14 protein-coding genes and 2 pseudogenes are annotated in these 18,013 nt (G+C 59.2%); 14 read left to right on the plus strand and 2 right to left on the minus strand.

Annotated elements, in window-relative coordinates; translation table 11 throughout:
* Nucleotides 1-2: 2 nt before the first annotated feature.
* Nucleotides 3-383 carry a hypothetical protein gene (locus ABVK50_RS05190; protein WP_353642565.1) on the minus strand — a complete coding sequence of 127 codons (381 nt, stop codon included), beginning with the start codon at nucleotides 381-383 and terminating at the stop codon, nucleotides 3-5.
* A 1,212-nt stretch (nucleotides 384-1,595) separates the two neighbouring features.
* Between ABVK50_RS05190 and ABVK50_RS05195 the strand changes: the two are divergent.
* The 3 genes and pseudogenes from ABVK50_RS05195 to ABVK50_RS05205 all read left to right on the plus strand — a co-directional run.
* Nucleotides 1,596-1,679, plus strand: a pseudogene (locus ABVK50_RS05195) (transposase); the annotation flags it as partial.
* A 213-nt stretch (nucleotides 1,680-1,892) separates the two neighbouring features.
* Nucleotides 1,893-2,969, plus strand: a complete 1,077-nt coding sequence (locus ABVK50_RS05200; RefSeq protein ID WP_353642564.1) for a recombinase family protein — start codon at nucleotides 1,893-1,895, stop codon at nucleotides 2,967-2,969.
* The gene (locus tag ABVK50_RS05205) at nucleotides 2,950-3,972 is read left to right on the plus strand and encodes a helix-turn-helix domain-containing protein (protein ID WP_353642563.1); all 1,023 of its coding nucleotides are present in this window, start codon (nucleotides 2,950-2,952) and stop codon (nucleotides 3,970-3,972) included. Before ABVK50_RS05200 ends, ABVK50_RS05205 begins: the two co-directional genes overlap by 20 nt.
* Nucleotides 3,973-4,165: 193 nt before the next feature.
* Here the strand turns inward: ABVK50_RS05205 and panD are convergent, their stop codons facing one another.
* Nucleotides 4,166-4,615, minus strand: coding sequence for an aspartate 1-decarboxylase (gene panD, locus ABVK50_RS05210; protein WP_353642562.1), 450 nt, complete (start codon nucleotides 4,613-4,615; stop codon nucleotides 4,166-4,168).
* A gap of 537 nt (nucleotides 4,616-5,152) precedes the next feature.
* Between panD and ABVK50_RS05215 the strand changes: the two genes are divergently transcribed.
* The 11 genes and pseudogenes from ABVK50_RS05215 to ABVK50_RS05265 all read left to right on the plus strand — a co-directional run bounded on the left by ABVK50_RS05215 (nucleotide 5,153) and on the right by ABVK50_RS05265 (nucleotide 17,971).
* The gene (locus tag ABVK50_RS05215; RefSeq protein WP_353647011.1) at nucleotides 5,153-5,767 is read left to right on the plus strand and encodes a transposase; all 615 of its coding nucleotides are present in this window, start codon (nucleotides 5,153-5,155) and stop codon (nucleotides 5,765-5,767) included.
* 26 nt (nucleotides 5,768-5,793) lie between these two features.
* Nucleotides 5,794-6,363, plus strand: coding sequence for a transposase (locus ABVK50_RS05220; protein WP_353642560.1), 570 nt, complete (start codon nucleotides 5,794-5,796; stop codon nucleotides 6,361-6,363).
* Nucleotides 6,364-6,991: 628 nt separating this feature from the next.
* Nucleotides 6,992-7,237 (plus strand): annotated as a pseudogene (locus ABVK50_RS05225) (transposase); the annotation flags it as partial.
* A gap of 772 nt (nucleotides 7,238-8,009) precedes the next feature.
* On the plus strand, nucleotides 8,010-9,260 hold the full coding sequence (locus tag ABVK50_RS05230; protein ID WP_353642559.1) for a methylaspartate ammonia-lyase: 1,251 nt from the start codon (nucleotides 8,010-8,012) through the stop codon (nucleotides 9,258-9,260).
* Between the two features lie 15 nt (nucleotides 9,261-9,275).
* Nucleotides 9,276-10,427 carry a CaiB/BaiF CoA-transferase family protein gene (locus tag ABVK50_RS05235; protein WP_353642558.1) on the plus strand — a complete coding sequence of 384 codons (1,152 nt, stop codon included), beginning with the start codon at nucleotides 9,276-9,278 and terminating at the stop codon, nucleotides 10,425-10,427.
* Nucleotides 10,428-10,562: 135 nt separating this feature from the next.
* Nucleotides 10,563-11,465, plus strand: coding sequence for a CoA ester lyase (locus ABVK50_RS05240; protein WP_353642557.1), 903 nt, complete (start codon nucleotides 10,563-10,565; stop codon nucleotides 11,463-11,465).
* 127 nt (nucleotides 11,466-11,592) lie between these two features.
* Complete coding sequence (locus tag ABVK50_RS05245) at nucleotides 11,593-12,519, plus strand: LysR family transcriptional regulator (protein WP_353642556.1); 927 nt, start codon at nucleotides 11,593-11,595, stop codon at nucleotides 12,517-12,519.
* 196 nt (nucleotides 12,520-12,715) lie between these two features.
* Nucleotides 12,716-14,149: an NAD-dependent succinate-semialdehyde dehydrogenase gene (locus tag ABVK50_RS05250; RefSeq protein ID WP_353642555.1), complete on the plus strand. Its 1,434-nt coding sequence runs from the start codon at nucleotides 12,716-12,718 to the stop codon at nucleotides 14,147-14,149.
* Nucleotides 14,150-14,155: 6 nt separating this feature from the next.
* Nucleotides 14,156-15,700, plus strand: coding sequence for a fumarate hydratase (locus ABVK50_RS05255; RefSeq protein WP_353642554.1), 1,545 nt, complete (start codon nucleotides 14,156-14,158; stop codon nucleotides 15,698-15,700).
* Between the two features lie 206 nt (nucleotides 15,701-15,906).
* Nucleotides 15,907-16,392: an Lrp/AsnC family transcriptional regulator gene (locus tag ABVK50_RS05260; RefSeq protein ID WP_353642553.1), complete on the plus strand. Its 486-nt coding sequence runs from the start codon at nucleotides 15,907-15,909 to the stop codon at nucleotides 16,390-16,392.
* 172 nt (nucleotides 16,393-16,564) lie between these two features.
* Nucleotides 16,565-17,971 (plus strand): aminotransferase, encoded by a 1,407-nt coding sequence (locus ABVK50_RS05265; protein WP_353642552.1) that lies wholly within the window; start codon nucleotides 16,565-16,567, stop codon nucleotides 17,969-17,971.
* Nucleotides 17,972-18,013 lie beyond the last annotated feature (42 nt).

Genomic DNA, 18,013 nt, shown 5'->3' on the forward strand with positions numbered 1-18,013 from the left:
ATCTATTGACCTTCCGTTTCGTGCTGCGCCGCTATCAGCTTTTTAGCCCTGCCTGACCTCAGGCTTTGTGGTGAGCGCCATTGATTTGCTGAGCAAGTAACATTGTTTGCAATCTGCCGTCGTAAAATTCCTGTAAATCTATTTGAAGGATTTATTTGCAACGGCTGAAGTATGACGCAAGGAGGATCGGCGAGCCACTGGCCGGGCGCGCGACTGGCGAACTGCTCGGCCAAGGAATTTCGGCAAGGGCCGCCAGCACCTCCATCGGCTGTTTTAAGCCAGGTGCAACGTATGGCATTCACGATCGCGATGGTTGATGCGGACTCGGGATCAACAGCGACCTCGATCCCGTCACCGCGGCCGTTGCGGTCGCCTTCGTCCATTCGCGGCTTGGCGGGGCGACGCGTGTTGAATCGCTGGCGGCCCCCGCGAGGCCCAATGCTTGCACTGGTTTGCGGAAGCCATATCCATGCTCGATATATCGAGCTTGCCATTGGGATCGCCTATCGCTCCGTTCGCTCCTATCGTAACGCCCCGACGGAAAGCTTGGCGCCGCAAACGCTTACTACGTTGCCGTGGTCGCGATCCGACTTGGCCTGATTGGATGGAGGTTGCCTCTATTCAGTCGGACGGGAAGGCTTCGGAAGCACTGATATTTCGTCGAGAACGACTGCGGCCTTGATTTCGAATTTGCGGGAAATCGCATGTTTGCGGATCGTTTTCTTTGCGGGTTGCGGCGGTTTCGCGACCGAGCGAAGCAGTGTTCATTGCCCTCATCGCCGTGAACGGAGTCACAGGGGATGGTCAAACGACGCGAGCCGCGCGCTGCGGGGCGCGCAATTTGGGCATGCCGTGTTGCCGACTGGGCTGATGGCCTTGAATTCTTGTGCATAACTTCGACCTGTCGGACGAGGGTTGTGCGCGCGCTGGGTCGAAAATTAGCAAACATCTCGATCGAGCGGTGGTCGCGCAATTCCGCGGAGCCGTCTCCGGTCACCTCGTCCATCTCGTCGAAGCCGACTCATGTGAAGACCATTGAGGGGCAGTAGCCGAGGTCGAAACCAGCCTGCAGAGCGCCGCAGGCGATCTGCCGTAGTTGTCGGCCGGTGGAGATCGTGGCTGGTCCGCCAAGATCGAGATAGTCGCGATCCCATATATCGGCCCGACGATGCGCCAGCGACCGACCAGGTGGCACCCTGCTGGCGCAGTCATGCCTGCACCGTCAGCAGCTTCGGAGGGCACCAGATTGTCCGCGGCGGCAGCGAAGGTGAAGGCCCACTCGACGCGATGGCGCCCCCGGGAACTTTGTCTTGTCCTAGCTCTAGAAAACATCCTAGTGAGGCAACGGCAGGATCATTTGGGAGCATTCATAGTGAGGCAATCCGAATCTTATCCTGATCGCCGCACCGCACCAGAAGCCGTCTAGTCCAGCCGCCTGGATGACAATGATCCGGAAGCGCTCCCCCGGTTCGTGCCCGAGCCTTTTCCCGGACCGTGCAAACAGTTCCAGGAAACCCGCAACGTCCCCGCTCCGCAGAGAATGCTTGGACATCTTCTCCCCGCCACCCGGCGACATCCAGGCCAAGGCCTGGGACATGCGAGAGGCGATCGAAGCTACCCGTGCAAGGCTAATGTTCCTGCCGCCCTACAGTCCTGACTTCAATCCGATTGAAGACGCATAGTCGGGAGACCTCTGAAGGTGAGGTTCCGTTGATACCACGCATTGGCCACAAAGCGCTGATTCTGTTGGTTCAATGGATAGTGAGTCGCGATGAACCAGAAGCGGACACACATCCGATGGACGGATTTGCCAGCAGACCGGCGTCGACGCCTCGTGGCGATGATCAGCAGTCTGATACAACGGAATGTGTCGACGGATCGGGAGATCGGTCATGAATGCGGAACCGAGCCTGCTCACCTTCGCGTTGCCGGAAAAGATCCACAGCCGCCACAATGATCGCCAGGCCATCGTGTACGTTCGGCAGTCGACGGTTCGACAGGTCGAGCACAACCGCGAGTCAACACTGCTTCAATACGCCTTGGCGGATCGAGCACTCCGGCTGGGATGGCGTCGTGACCAGATAACGGTGATCGATGACGACCTGGGCCGCTCGGGCGCATCGGCCCTTGATCGGCCGGGCTTCCAGCGCCTCGTCGCGGAGGTTGGGCTTGGCCATGTCGGAATGGTCATTGGCATCGAAGTATCCCGCCTCGCACGATCATGCAGGGACTGGCATCAGATTTTGGAAATGTGCGCGTTGTTCGACACGCTGATCGGCGATGCCGACGGCATCTACGATCAGAGCACCTACAATGACCGGCTGTTGCCCGGCCTGAAGGGTACGATGAGTGAGGCTGAACTTCATATCCTGAAGGCCCGTATGCACGAAGGGCGCAAAGCCAAGGCGCGGCGCGGCGAACTCATTCTCGGTCTACCGCGCGGTTACGTGCTGAAGCCCTCGGGCGAAGTGGCATTGGACCCGGACGAGGGGGTTCAAAGGGTCATACGCCTGGTCTTCACCTTGTTTGAAAAGCGTCGCTCGATCAGTGGTGTCCTACGTTACCTCGTGGACCATGACATTGCGCTTCCCGATCAAATCCGGAGCGGACCTGAAAAGGGCGACGTGTGCTGGAACCGGCCTAATACAGCGACGCTCGGCGACATGCTTCGTCACCCTGGTTATGCCGGCGCCTATGTCTTTGGGCGCCGACGCCACGACGGCCGGCTCCGGGTTCCCGGCAAACCTCACAGTGGCCGACGCTTTGTTCGCGATCCGCAAAAATGGATGGTGCTGCACCAAAGCGCACTTCCGGCGTACATTGACTGGCAAACGTATGAGCGGAACCAGGAGCTGATGGCGGCAAACCGTTCGCGATATTCCGGCGTCGCGCGCGGTGGCGCAGCACTGCTTGGCGGCTTGATCTCGTGCGGCGTGTGTGGCCGAAAAAATGGTGACCGGCTACAATGACGACGGGCGGGAAGCACGATATAGCTGCAGCTATGAGGCCACCACCTACGGCGGTCCACGGTGCCAGTCGATCAGCGCTCGTCCGGTGGACACCTGTGTGACCGCGTTGATGCTCGAAGCCCTCTCACTCTCGGCAATCGACGTCAGTCTTCAAGTTGCCGAGGATATCGAACTCGAACGGCAGCAGTTGCACGAAGGCTGGAAGCAGCGACTGGAACGCGCGGATTATGAAACGGCGCTCGCGCGCCGACGCTACGAAGCTGTCGACCCTGACAACCGCCTGGTCGCGCGGACGCTGGAACAAGACTGGGAAGCAGCACTGGCGACGAAACAGGCGCTCGCGGATGACCACCAGCGAGCCCTTGCGCGACAACCTGAGCGGCTAACGGCACAGGAAAAGGACGCGGTTCGCCAGTTGGCAGAAGATGTGCCTTCCCTGTGGAAGGCGCAGTCCACTACATCGCGAGACCGACAGACTATCGCCCGTATGATGCTTGATCGCGTGGTCATCCGGGTGTTCGGAGACACCGAACGTGCCGAAATAAAATGCCACTGGGCAGGCGGGATCGTGACAACACATCCGATCATTCGAACCGTGAGACGCTTTGAACAACTCGAGCATCACGACGAAATACTGGATCGGATCGCTGTGCTGCGTGCCGAGGGGGCGACCGCTCGACAGATCGCCGAGGATCCCAATGCGAAGGGCTGGACGCCTGCGAAGAAACCAATGTTCGACGCCCCGATCGTCCAGAAGCTCCTGGTGCGAAAGGGACTTGGAAAGAAGCGACCGATCTGGTCCGGCAACGTTCCCCGTTGGAATGACGACGAGGTGACACTGCAGGAACTCTCCGAACAGCTCGGGGTCCATCGTCAGACCGCCTACGGTTGGCTCCGACGCGGAAAGCTCAAGGGGCGCGTCGCGAAAGTAGGGGCACAACGAATCTGGCTTGTCAGCCTGTCTCACGCCTCAACAGGAGTCCGGACTGGAGAGTCATCATGACAACACGATCGAAAACGCCTTCGCAAAGCTCAAGACGCTCCTGTGGGCGAGGCCGAGCGAAGAATCGTAGCCCTATGGGACACCGTCGGCGCGCTCGTCGACCTTTTTACCCAGAATGCGCAAACTACTTCAAGGCCGCAGGCTATGAACCGGCGTAAACCGGACGTGCTCTTGGTCCGTCCCTCTTGAGTTATCAGCGATTGGCCCGACCGGGGTTTAGAGCGTTGCCAGGAGAGCCCTTGCGAATCGCGAACGTCATCGTTCCATCATCGTTGAACCCACAATCGTAGAACAAGCGATCGCGGAGGGAATTGTCCCGGTCGAAAGTTAGCACTCGCGGTTTGATTTCTACGATCTGATGCTCCTCAATGTATGTGGAGGAGCAAATGATTATCTCATCTCCGATCTGGCAGGTGCGCGCGGCGGCTCCGTTCAGAACACAGCAACGAGAACCCCTCTCACCGTAAATGACATACGTGCTGATTCGCGCGCCTGAAGCCCTATTCCAGATCTCAACGAATTCTAGCGGAAGAATACCCGCCTCATCGCAGTGATCTGGATCCAACGTTATTGATCCGTGATAGTTCAGATCCGCGTCGGTCACGGTGATGCCGTGAAGCTTGGCGGCAACGACTTTTCTCATCTGGTTTTCCTCTTACAGTCGTGGATCGCCGCGCCCACGGGCTACGGCGGTGGGGTCCTTAGTCGCAGGGACACGGAATTGGTCGATGCGCTGCGATAGATCGAAGCGTGGCTTTCAGAATGGATCGGCAATCACGCCGGAGATCGCCGTCATCGTGTGCCAGCAGACGGAGAAGGTTAGGCGCAGGTTGGCTCGCTGCGAGGTGGAGGCATCGCGGGTCTGCAGATGCCCTCGTTCCACGGAATGAGATCTGACGGATACCTGACACGTCTGTTTCCTTAGCAATTGTCGCCCAGTCGACAGCTTCCGCCGCCTTACAACCAACTCAGCAAATCTCACGCCAAATAGCTGATCGAGCCACAGAAAACTTATATGGCAGCTTTTCAGCTGTGCAGTCTCAGGCCAACAAAAGATTGGTACAAAAAGCCTGTCGCGGACCCGACAAGATGTCGGTGTGCGTATTGCAGGCGATCGTGAGCACGGATTGATTTCGGTCGCGTCCCGCTGAGTAGATGCTATGGGGCGAGCGGCGAGGGTGTGGCATCCTTCGGCGCTGTTGGATCCACCATCAGAAGGAGGCACCCGATGTCGCAGTCTTTTGACGCGAGCCGGTCCCTTTCCGCTCTTGAACAGGATAACACGGTCATCGCCGTCATCGAAATGAGCAAGGCGAAATGGCTGATTGCCGCGCTCGTACCCGGCCTCGAGCGCCAGCCCCTCAAGAAGATCGATGCCGGCGCACCATCACTGTTGAAGCTGCTGCAGCGCTGGCGCGACGAAGCCGGCCAGGCCGGGCATGCGATCAAGCGGATCGCCATCGCCCATGAGGCGGCCGGCGACGGCTTTTGGCTGGCACGTTGGCTGTGGGCGCGCGACATCGAGGCGTATGCCATCCACCCCGCCAGCGTTGCGGTGTCGCGTGAGCACCGGCGCGCCAAGACCGATCGTCTCGACACCGAGCTTTTGATGCGCGCCTTTCTGGGCTGGCTGCGCGGCGAGAAGCGCCATTGCAGTATGGCGGCAATCCCGACGCTCGAAGAGGAGGACGCGCGGCGGCCGAATCGCGAGCGGCAAACCTTGGTCGGTGAGCAGACGCGGCTCATCAACCGCATCAAGGCGATTCTTGCTCGGGCATTCGCAGCTTCCGCTTAAGCCTGCGCAATGCGGCCGACAGGCTCATGGCCATCCACACAGCGGAGGGAACGCCGCTGCCAGACAACACCCGCGCCGAGCTGCACCGCTTGCTCGAGCGGCTCGACCTCGTACGTGCGCAGATCCGCGTCATCGAACAGGACCGCCTGCGTAGGCTCGCCGCGGCTCAGGCTGCACCAGAAGGCCGGCATGCGATGGTGCGCCTCATCGCACGGATCATTGGCGTCGGGGTCGAGACGGCGGACATGCTGGTCCACGAGATCTTGTCGCGCGGCTTGCGCGATCGCCGCGCGGTGGCGCGCTATGCCGGGCTCACGGGGTCGCCGGATGAGAGCGGCAAACGCCGCCGCGAGAAGGGGCTGGCATGCGCCGGCAGTGCCCGCGTGCGGCGCGGTATGATCCAATTGGCCTGGCGCTTTCTCCTCTTCCAGAAGGACAGTGCCCTCGTCCAATGGTTCCATACGCGCACGGCCGACGGCCGCAAAGCCACGCGCAAGACGATGATCGTCGCGCTGGCGCGCAAGCTTGTGATTGCGCTGTGGCGCCTCGTCACCACGGGCAAGACGCCGCAGGGCGTCAGTTTGCGTGCGGCGTGACGGGGGCATGTGGAAGAGGAGAGCAAACGCACATCCGATTGGCTGGCCCGCAGCAGGGTCTGCCGATGATGATCCGAGCGGCAACCCGAAGCTACACATGGTCCTCGGACCGCGGACGTAGAATGGGCCCGCCGCCCCGGAGCTTCGCCCACCGATGTGCATGCTGCATCATGGTTCAGATCCACTGAGATCGACCGAATACAAGTCTGCCGCGCGGCACCCGCGCCTGCTTATGGCGAACTCCGCCTCGGAATCCATTGTCGGCACCTCGCAGGGCTCCCTGCCGACCGAGCAAGCCTGCCACCATGCTCGTGACCGTCAAGGACAAGTCGCTGCGCGATCGGGCCTGCAGCCCTGCCTTGACCGTTACTGCGCGCGGCGGCCAGAGCAAAGGTAGGTCGGGGCGAGGAGATGGTCACCAATCGGCCGAACTAGGAGATGGACGAAATGAAGCAGGAGCTGGCTTGACAATCATCGCCCCATACAGGTGTAGCTGGGCGGTAGTGCAGCCGCTCGCGAGCGCGCCCTCGACAGCGCTGTAGCGAGCGAGCGGCGGAGCGGATGGTCATCGATGTTTCTTCGGTAGGGTCGGGTTGCTGAACACCAACCTGATTCGAAGGAACGACTGATGACCGACGACATGATGAACCTGCGCGCGTTCGTGGAGAAGTCCCCCGATGCCGATCTCTTGCGCGAGATGATCGGCTTTGCCGCCGAACGGGTGATGGAGCTGGAGGTGGGTGCCGCCACCGGCGCCGCCTATGGCGAGAAGACCCCGCTGCGGACGGCGCAGCGCAACGGCTACCGCGACCGCGACTGGGAGACGCGGGCCGGCACGGTCGAGCTGCGCATCCCGAAGCTCAGGAAGGGACACTGACCCGCAAGTATTCCGCGTCGCGGCGCGAAACACATGGTTTTGCCCTCTTACTCGCATGATCTCTTTGTTGGCTCGCCGATTGCTGAGATGTTAGAACGTGGTCGCTTTGGAGCGCCACAAACATCGGGTAGGAGCACCCATGAAGTACTTTGTTGGACTTGACGTAACTTTGGAAGAACCGTGATCTGTGTGGTCGACGAAATGGCCGGGTCGTAAAGGAATGCGCGCGGCGAGCGAGCCTCGGGCCCTTTCGGCCGCCTTGCGGGACGTCGATCTACCAATGCAACGGATAGGTCTAGAAGCGTGTTCGCTGGCGGCTTGGCTTCATGATGAACTGTGCGCCGAGGGTCTGCCGGCGATCTGCACCGTCTGCGGCGACGATGGGCAAGGCGATCTCGTTGAGAGTCCAGAGCCTGTGGGTCCGGATGCCGCAAGGTCCTAGCACAGATTGAGACGCCTCGCCCTCCTGAGCCCGTCATGCGGCGGCCTGCGCTGACCGTGAAGAGAAGTGCGTGACCCGCGGACGATACGATCCGGAAAAAGAACAGAGCTTGACGTCAGCGATCCCAACCAGAGAGGACTCCCAGGAATATTTGGCCCTTTCGCTTTGCGTCGGCGCCGTTTGGCAGGTGCCTGCCATCTGGAAACGCGATGGCAACATCCGGGAGATTATATTGGCGACCTGAATACCATATGGCGCATATTGGCGAGCAGTGGCTTGTACTACATCCGTCCACCAACATAGTCCGGCAGAAATTGAGCAAAGCAAGTGCAGATCAAAGACGTCCTTCTTGCGGCTGGCAATGGTGCATTTTTCTATGACGATCAAGCTGCGATCGGGGCCGGGGTCCCGCAGGACGGTTTCATCTATGTGGGCGAACCTGTCACATCCGGCTTCATAGCCATTCGCGTTCCAGCATCTTCGCTTAGCGTCGGATTGGTTCTAACCGACGATACGGTTGTCTGGGGCGATATGATGAGTGTCCAGTACTCTGGTGCTGCCGGGCGCGATTCTTTGTTCGACGCCGATCGAATCTCGTACCTGACGTCGCAGGTCGTGACGCGGCTTGTGGATGTTGACGCGTTTCGCTACCTTGATGCCTGTGCGAAGGTCTTCGAGCCATTCGAACAAGAGCGGATACCCCTCGCGCTTGAGTATGGCGTCAGCCAGGCTCTGCTTCGCGCAGCGGCACATCTTCAACGCACGACAATGGCGGAGATCATATGCGCGGAGTTTGATCTGCCGCTACCGATGCGCAGAGTCCCGATCTACTGCCAGAGCGGCGATGCTCGCGAAATTAACGTCGATAAGATGGTTCTGAAGGGCGTGGATGTGCTTCCCCACGGTCTGATCAACTCACGGCAGAAATTCGGCGTTAACGGCCAGACGTTCGTGGAGTTTGTCAAGTGGGTTGCGACGCGCACGCGTGAAATCGGCCGCCCCGGCTATCACCCGGTGCTGCATTTCGATGTGTATGGTTGGATAGGGCTGGAATTCGGCCTAGAGCCGCAGCGGATCGCCGACTTTATCTGCGGGGTTGCCGATACCGTTCCGGGCTTTACGCTCAATATCGAGTGCCCGGCGGATTTTGGCTCGACGCAAGCCCAAATTGATAACTACGCCCGGATTGTATCGATTTTGGATGACCGGGGTTCCAGCGCTCGCATTGTCGTAGACGAGAGGTGCAATACGCTCGAGGACATCCAGCTCTTTGCCGAAGCAAAAGCCGCGCATCTCGTCCAAATCAAAACCCCCGATGTCGGCTCAATTGCCGACACAGCGCGTGCCGTTCTCCTGTGCAAGGCAAACAAAGTCGGAGCGTATGTCGGAGGAAGCTGTACCGAGACAGATCTCTCCGCACAGGCTTCGGTCCATGTATCAGTGGCAACCCAGGCCGATATGATGCTTGCAAAGCCCGGAATGGGTGTTGACGAGGCATTCTCGATTGTTGGGAATGAACAAAACCGATTGCTGGCGATGCTGAATCGTCGTCGGGCTCAGAACGAAAACGTTGGATGAAGAGCACGGTGTCGCATGCAGAACTCTCTTGAAGGGGTCACCGTCGTTGCGGTGGAACAGGCCGTGGCCGCGCCTTACGCATCGTCGCGCCTTGCGGACGCAGGCGCCCGCGTCATCAAGATCGAACGGCCCGAAGGGGACTTTGCCCGCAACTACGACAAGTTGGTGCGGGGGCAGAGCGCTTACTTCGTTTGGCTCAATCGGGGTAAGGAGTCGGTCTGTCTGGACCTGAGGTCGGAGGCGGACCGCGCCGTCCTGGACACGCTCATTGCCAGTGCGGACGTCTTTATTCAAAATCTGAAGCCGGGCAGCATCGAAAAATTGGGTTTCGGGACTGCTGATCTCCGTCGACGATATCCGCGGCTGATCACCTGCGACATCTCTGGGTTTGGGCAGACAGGGCCGTATTCCCACTTGAAGGCTTACGATCTCATCGTCCAGGCCGAAACAGGTCTGTGTGCGATTACCGGCAATCAACAAGGGCCCGCGCGTGTAGGGGTTTCGGTTTGCGATATCTCGGCGGGCATGACGGCGCATAGCGCCATTCTCCAGGCGCTGTATCACCGCGAGGTGACCCGCGAAGGAACAAGCATCCAGGTGTCCCTGTTCGATGCCATCGCCGACTGGATGAATGTGCCGGTTTTGCAAAGCGACTACAGCGGCTATCACACGGTGCGTGCGGGCGTGAAACATCCGTCGCTGGTGCCCTATGGGGCTTATCGTTGCACCGATGGCAAAGAGGTCATCTTTTCCGTTCAGAATGACCGCGAATGGGTGAATTTCTGCGAGAAATTCCTCAAGCGCCCCGAGCTCACACGCGCACCTGGTTTTGCTGACAACATGGAGCGCCTCGGTAATCGGGTGCAACTTGATGAGATTATCGAACTGCGGTTTTCCGAACTATCCTGCCAGGAAGCAATGCAGGAGCTCGAGGCGGCCGGTCTGGCTTATGGCCGGCTGAACGAAGTGGCAGATGTTACAAGGCATCCACACATTCGCAGGGTGCAGGTTGGCACACCCGATGGGACTGTCGAGACGATAGCGCCGGCCGCGATTTTCAACTCTGAGCGCCCCTCGCTACGTCCAGTACCGGCTCTTGGCGCTCACACTGAGGCTATCCGCGAGGAGGTTCTGGGGCTTTTACGCGAAAGAGCCGCGTCAGCGTGAAGCGCGCGTCTCAGCAAGTTGCGTGCGCTCGCGATTTACAAAGAGACTGTGTACCTCGGTTCATCTCAGCGCATCGGCCGACCAGCAAGCTTCACCGCCACCGGTCTCGTTAAAGTCGACCGCAGAGGCGATTTCATGATCAGGAAATCCGTCCCGGCCGTTGAAAGCGCGATGTCTGTACCTCGTTGGAGATCCCTACTTTTCGTGCCCGCCCACGTTCCACGCTTTGTGAGGACGGCCCATGAGCGGGGTGCGGATGGCGTCATTCTCGACCTGGAGGACTCCGTTCCCCAGCATCAGAAAGGCGAGGCGCGCCGCCAGCTGCCTGATTCCGTGGCAAAGGTGGGCCGTGGGGGTGCTTCGGTTTTGGTCCGGGTCAATCGTGGTTTGCGCGCATTAGCGGCGGATCTCGATGCAGCCGTCATAGCGGGTGTCGACGCGCTTGTTCTGCCGAAGACGGATTCAGCGGAGTGGGTGTCAGAGATCGCGAATGCGATATCGGACCTTGAACGAGAAAGAAATCTTCCGCTGGGACGCATCCGGTTCCTTGCCCAGATTGAAACCCCGGGCGCCTTGCAAAGGCTCGCTGCCATTGCGTCGGCGCATCCAAGGATAGTCGCAATGGCGCTTGGGCCTGAAGACTTCAGCGCCGCTGTTGGCGGCGCCCCGGAATTCGACCTTCTGTTGGCGCCGAACCTTTCCGTTCTGTTTGCTGCCCGTGCTGCCGGATTGCTTCCGCTAGGCTTCGTTGGAAGCATCGGCGAAATTTCCGACACTGAAAAACTTCTGGAGGCCGCGACACATGCGCGGCGGCTTGGCTTTGCCGGAGCTTTGGCGATCCATCCGACACAGGTCGCCATATTCAACGAGGCTTTCTCGCCAAGCGCACAGGAACTCGAGTGGGCCCATCGTGTCGTCGCGGCGGAAAACGATGCCGCCATGCACGGACTATCTGCATTCGCGATGGATGGGAAGATGATTGACTCGCCCGTGGTGCGGCGGGCCCACCAAATCCTAATCCTCGCCGGCGATGACTGACCTCTATGCACAACTGGACAGGGAGCTTATTTCCGGTCAACTCGGCTATATTGCAGCTTGCTCGCCATCTCGTTACGAGATAGATATGAAGAGGGTAGAAACAGCGCCCGGGTTGGGTCCCTAAACCGTGGACATCAGGCAGTTAAGATACTTTGTCGGCGTCGTCGAAGCCGGCAGTTTCACGAAGGCAGCTGCGACCCTCAACGTTGCTCAAAGCGCTCTAAGCCTGCATGTTCGGCAACTGGAGGAAGGATTCGGCACCCAACTGCTGGTTCGCGACAGGACCGGTGTCAGCGTCACGACGTCCGGGGACAAGCTGCTTGAACACGCGCGGACCATCCTGAGGGAAATTCAGCTCACTGAAGCCGCACTGACCAGCTCGGTGGCTGCTCCTTCCGGAGAGGTGACCATAGGCATTCCGTCCGGAGCCGCTCGGGTCCTTAGCGGTCCGCTGCTTGAATCGGTAAGAAGCGAATTGCCGAGGATCTCGCTTAAGATGATCGAGGGCATGACGGGGCCGCTGGAGGAGTGGATGGCTGCTGGCCGCTTCAATCTGGCTGTCTTGTACCGCACTGCCGAGAGCGTGGGGCAAATGACGGTGTTGGCTCGCGAAGAGCTTTCTCTGGTGGCGCCGACGGAGGAACCGCCTTTCGAAGACTCCGTATGTCTTGCGGACCTGCACGCGTTCGCGCTGGCGGTCCCTATGCGAAATAACAATGTCAGGCGTTCCGTGGCTGATGTCGTTGCACAGCACGGTTGTATGCTGGATGTCAGGTTTGAAGTGGACTCCCTCTCGACCATCATCAACATGGTCATAGAGGGAAAGGCATATTCTATTCTCGCCCCGTCGGCCGTTCAGAAAGAAGCCGCTCAGGGACTGGTTCGGACGGTCAAAATCGTAGATCCGGTGATTACCCGTTCCGTCGTGCTTGCGGTAAACCCGAAAGATGAGCGTTCTCCGGCCGTCTCCGCGGTCCGCAAACTAATCCCCAAGGTCGCAAATACTTTGATCGAGAGCAAGCACTGGTCAGCCACGGCCCCGGACCGGGCTTAGGCACATCCCAATCAGTTTCAGTGCTTTAGCTCCTTCGCGGCTGCCTGAGCCGTATCAATCTGTATTCGAGATGGTTTTGGTCGATATTCCGTATTTGACCGGGCGTGGCCATCGCGATGAAACTGCAGAGAAGTGGGCCTATGTTCGATATCGGCGGGCCTCCATTGGCAGGAATTCAGTTCAAGCGGAGCATGCGATGTCCAACGACCCGAGCTATCAGCTTTTCATCAATGGCAGGTGGCGAGCCGGTAGTGATGGAACTACTCTGCCCGTAATCAATCCGGCGACAGAGAAGGTGTTTGGCTCGGTGGCGGCCGCTTCAGCGTCTGATCTGGATGAGGCCCTCGCTTCGGCAGAACGAAGCCGCAGGGCCTGGTCCTCACGGCCTGCAAAAGAGCGCGGCGAGATCCTTTTGGCGGCCGCTAGGATCCTTGCCACGAAGGTGAAAGGCGCAGCGAAGGATTTGTCGACCGAACAGGGAAAGACGATTGCCGAAGCGACAGGTGAGTACGCGCGCGCTGTAGAAACACTGGGGTGGAACGGCATCCACGCCGAAGAGCTGTCGGACTCGATTCCGATGGGCCCGAACCGGATGATCGTACCGGAGCCCCTTGGCGTCGTCGCTGCCTTTACGCCTTGGAACTATCCCGCCGTTCTCATCGCCCGCAAGCTCGCCCCCGCTTTGGCGGCAGGCTGCCCGGTGATCCTCAAAGGGGCTGAAGAGACACCAAGCGCAGCTGTCCATTTCGTCGAAGCCTTGCGACAAGCGGGTATTCCGGACGGCGTGGTCAATCTCGTCTTTGGTGTGCCTGTGCAAATATCCCGCCATCTCCTCAGTTCGCCGATCGTCAAAGTGCTAACTTTCACGGGTTCTACCGAGGTTGGAAAACAGCTCGCCAAGCTCGCCGCGAATAACTTGCAGCGGTGCATCCTCGAACTCGGTGGACACTCCCCGGTCGTTGTATGTGAGGATGCCGACCTGGCGACGGCCATACCGGCAATTTCAGAATACAAGTTCGAGTGCGCGGGCCAAAGCTGCAACGCGCCCAGCAGGATCCTCGTCGCGCGGACCCTATATGAGGAATTCCTATCCCGGATGACGGAAGCCGCTCGCAAGATCAAGATCGGCCCACCGGACAACCCGGCAACGGAGATGGGCCCGATGGCAAACGCCCGGCGAATCGAGGCCATGCAGCGTCTGGTCCAGGATGCTGTCGATCGCGGCGCCCGGATCGAAACTGGCGGCACACGCCTTGACCAGCCGGGCTTTTACTGGCCACCAACCATCCTGACGGGGGTCCCAAAGGATGCAAAAGTGCTTCATGACGAGCCGTTCGGGCCGATCCTCACCGTGGCGCCCTTCGACACGATCGATGAGGCAATCGAAGAAGCCAACGCCACTGAGTATGGCTTGGCTGCCTACTTCTTCACCGGCGCCAACGATGCGAAACGGACGCTGATCGGCGGTCTTGCGGCGGGCGCGATCAGTGTAAATTACCTGAAAGGGGTTTCTGCAGATGCACCATATGGGGGCGTCAAACAAAGCGGCTATGGATATGAGGGGGGCGAGCAGGGGGTACGGAGCTTCCAAAGCCTGAAACTGGTCAACGGGTTCGGGTCATTCGGATAAGATTTCATGGATAAAAAAACGCGGACCATTGCCGGCGAGGATATAACAAAGAGCGTCGCCGACGCCCTTCAGTACATCTCGTACTACCATCCCCCTGATTACATCCGGTACCTTTCGCAGGCATACGTGCGCGAACACAGCCCGGCGGCTAAAAACGCCATCGGGCAGATTCTGCTGAACTCCCGCATGGCGGCCTTCGGACGGCGTCCGATCTGCCAGGACACCGGTTTCGTGGTTGTCTTTGCAAAGGTCGGCATGGGCGTCCGCATCAAATCAACGGCCAGTTTCGCAGACCTCGTGAATGAGGGCGTCCGTCGGGCATATCTCGACCCGGACAATCCCCTTCGGGCATCGATCGTGGCGGATCCGCTCGCCGGACGGGTCAACACCCGTGACAACACGCCGGCGGTTATCCACATCGACCTTGTGCCCGGCAATCGGATTGAGATCATCATTGCCGCAAAAGGGGGAGGGTCGGAAAACAAGGCGCGTTTCACCACCCTGAACCCCAGCGCGTCCGTTGCCGACTGGGTGGTCGACACCGTTTCGACCCTTGGCAGCGGATGGTGCCCGCCCGGCCTGATCTCGGTTGGCATCGGTGGTAGTGCTGAAAAGGCGATGCTGCTGGCCAAGGAGGCCATGAACGAGCCCATTGACATGTCGGAACTGATCGCCAGAGGGCCGTCAAGCGCGGAGGAGGCACTGCGGATTGAGCTGTATGAACGAATTAACGCGCTGGGCATCGGCGCCCAGGGCCTTGGTGGTCTGACGACAGTCGTTGACGTCAAGGTTGCGACCTACCCTACCCATGCGGCGTCCAAGCCCGCGGCGCTAATTCCGCAATGCGCCGCCAACCGGCACCTGAAGTTTAACTTGGACGGCTCTGGACCTATCAGGCTTGAGCCGCCCGATTTGCGCGAATGGCCAGAGATTGGGATCGAGGAATTGAAGCCAGCCAGCGTCCGGCGTGTTAACCTAGATGCGCTTACGAAGGAAGAGACGGCATCGTGGCGCTGCGGGGAGACCCTCCTCTTGTCCGGAAAGATGCTGACGGGTCGTGACGCCGCCCACAAGCGAATGGTCGAATTGATCGATGCCGGCAAGCCGCTTCCGGTCGATCTGCGGGGACGCGTGATCTACTATGTCGGACCAGTCCGCGCGGTCAGGGATGAGGTAGTCGGGCCGGCTGGCCCAACAACCTCCAGCCGTATGGACGGCTTTACCGATAAGATGCTTGCCGAAACCGGGCTTTTCGCCATGGTGGGTAAGGCGGAGAGGGGTCCGGCGGCCATCGAGTCGATTGTCAGACACAGGACCCCCTATCTCATCGCAGTGGGTGGCGCTGCCTACTTGATTTCAAAATCGATCAAGTCGGCGCGGCCCGTTGCCTTCGAGGACCTGGGCATGGAAGCCATCCATGAATTCGAGGTGCAGGACATGCCGGTCATCATGGCTGTAGATGTTGAGGGAAACTCCATTCACAATTCCGGACCTGTTGAGTGGCGTATGCGCATGGCGGCCGACAGCATCGCGCGCAGCATCGGCCTGTAAATCTTTGCCGCTATGCAATCGGGCCGGCCTGTCGAAGCCCGTCGAAGCGCTGCACAAGTTCCAGCGGATCGTCTTTTGCCCCGATCACCGGAAGCCAACATACTACAGAAAAATCGCTCCCCGCCTACCGGTTTGACGGAATTGAATTCAACAATAGATTGGTTGGGCATCAATTCCACGCCGACAGCGGGTTAGAGTAAAAAGTCATGAAGTCGAAACCCAACACTGTGCGCCTAGACGCCTGGGACATCCGGATTCTTTCGGAGGTCCAGGCAGACGGTCGGATTTCGAAAAGCGAGCTTGCGAGACGCGTTTATCTTTCGGCTTCGGCTTGTTCGGAGCGGCTCCGTATACTCGAAGCTGCAGGGATCATTGAAGGATATTACGCGCGGCTGAGTCCGACTCTCACTGGGGGCGTGATCTTCGTGATGGTGGAAGTGGTGCTGAACCGCCATCGTCTCGAGGACCAACGACATTTCGAGACCGCGATTCAAGAGATCCCGGAAATCCTGGACTGCTGGGCTATTGGGGGACGGATCGACTACCTGATGCGCGTCGCAGCTCCTTCTATGGCTGCGTATCAGGATCTCATGGAGGGACTGCTGCAGGCAGGCTTGGGAATCGATCAGTACTACAGCCTTATTGTGACGAAACCCGTGAAATCCAATTCCGCGATCCCCTTGGCCGCCTAGGGATCGGTGACTTCGGGAGGCGTTGTTTCGACGCCAACTAAGGCCAATTCCGTGAATTCGTCGGCTACGGACGCGCATTCCCGCGAAACGCGAGGTGTGTTTGCCGATATGATTGTTTCTAAAGAAGCGGTTAACCGGGTGTTCTCCGCCGAACGATCGCAAGGAGAAGACGATGAGCCTGATCAATCTAGGAACCGAGCAACTCCGCGAGAAGGATCGAAGCTTCGTTTTTCATCCGTCCACGCACTTAGCCAAGCACAGTCGCGGTGAGACGCCGAACCGGATCATGGCCGGTGCAGAAGGCGTCTACATCTGGGATACGGATGGCCGAAAGAGCCTCGATGGTTTCGGCGGGCTCTACTGCGTCAATATGGGATATGGATGCACGGAGATTGCCGATGCCATTGCCCGGCAAGCGCACGAGTTACCTTTCGCGCATGTCTATGCCAGCCAGGGCACGGAGCCAGTCGTCCTCTTGGCGGAGGCAGTAGTCGAATATTTCGGGCAGGAGATGCGAAAGGTCTATTTCGGCCTTTCAGGCTCTGACGCAAACGAAACCAACATCAAGCTGGTCTGGTACTACAACAACATTCTCGGCCGCCCTGAAAAGAAGAAGATTATTTCGCGACATCGCGGCTATCACGGATCCGGGCTGGTCACAGGAAGCCTGACGGGCCTTCCCTTCTTTCACGACTTTTTCGACCTACCTCTGGACTTGGTGCGCCATACAACGGCGCCGCACCACTATCGCCAGGCGCATGACGGCGAAAGTGAGAAAGCCTTCTCCCGGCGTTGCGCCGACGAGCTTGAAGCTCTTGTCCTCGCTGAAGGCCCGGAGACGGTTGCAGCCTTTATCGGAGAGCCGGTACTTGGGACCGGTGGCATCGTTCCGCCCCCAGAGGGATACTGGACGGCCATCCAAGGGGTGCTCGACAAGTACGATATCCTGCTAATCGCAGATGAAGTCGTTTGCGGCTTCGCGCGAACCGGCGCGAAATTCGGGTCCCACCTCTATGGTATGCGTCCGGACTTCGTCACCATCGCCAAGGGTTTGAGCTCCGCCTACCTCCCTATCTCGGGGTCAATAATTGGTGACCGAGTCTGGTCGGTATTGGAAGAAGGAACGGAAAAGCATGGCCCTCTCGGCCATGGCTGGACATATTCTGGTCACACCCTTTGCGCTGCGGCCGCACTCGCGAATATCCAATTGCTTAGGGAAAGAAACATCTTGGAACATGTCCAGGACGTCGGGCCCTACTGGCATACTCGCATGAAAGCCGAACTGGGGGGCCATCCCATGGTCGGAGAAGTTCGCGGCGTCGGCATTCTTTCCGCCGTGGAGCTAATGCAGAATCCAAAAGAACGGGTACCATTCAAGCCCGAACTTCAGGTCGGCGTTCGCGCCGCCGCAACTCTGCTTGAAAACGGCGTCATCGCGCGGGCCATGCCGCATAGCGATACCCTCGGCTATGCGCCGCCGCTGATCATCACCCGCAAGGAGATCGACGTCATAGTCGACGCGACTGCAAAATCAGTGGATACGACCTATCGCGCGCTGAAGGCGGAGGGCACTATATGACCCTGACGGAGGCGGTGAATACCGCCAATAAGTCAAATTCCC

Source organism: Mesorhizobium sp. WSM2240 (genome assembly GCF_040438645.1).
In the GTDB taxonomy this organism is placed as follows: Bacteria; Pseudomonadota; Alphaproteobacteria; order Rhizobiales; family Rhizobiaceae; genus Allomesorhizobium.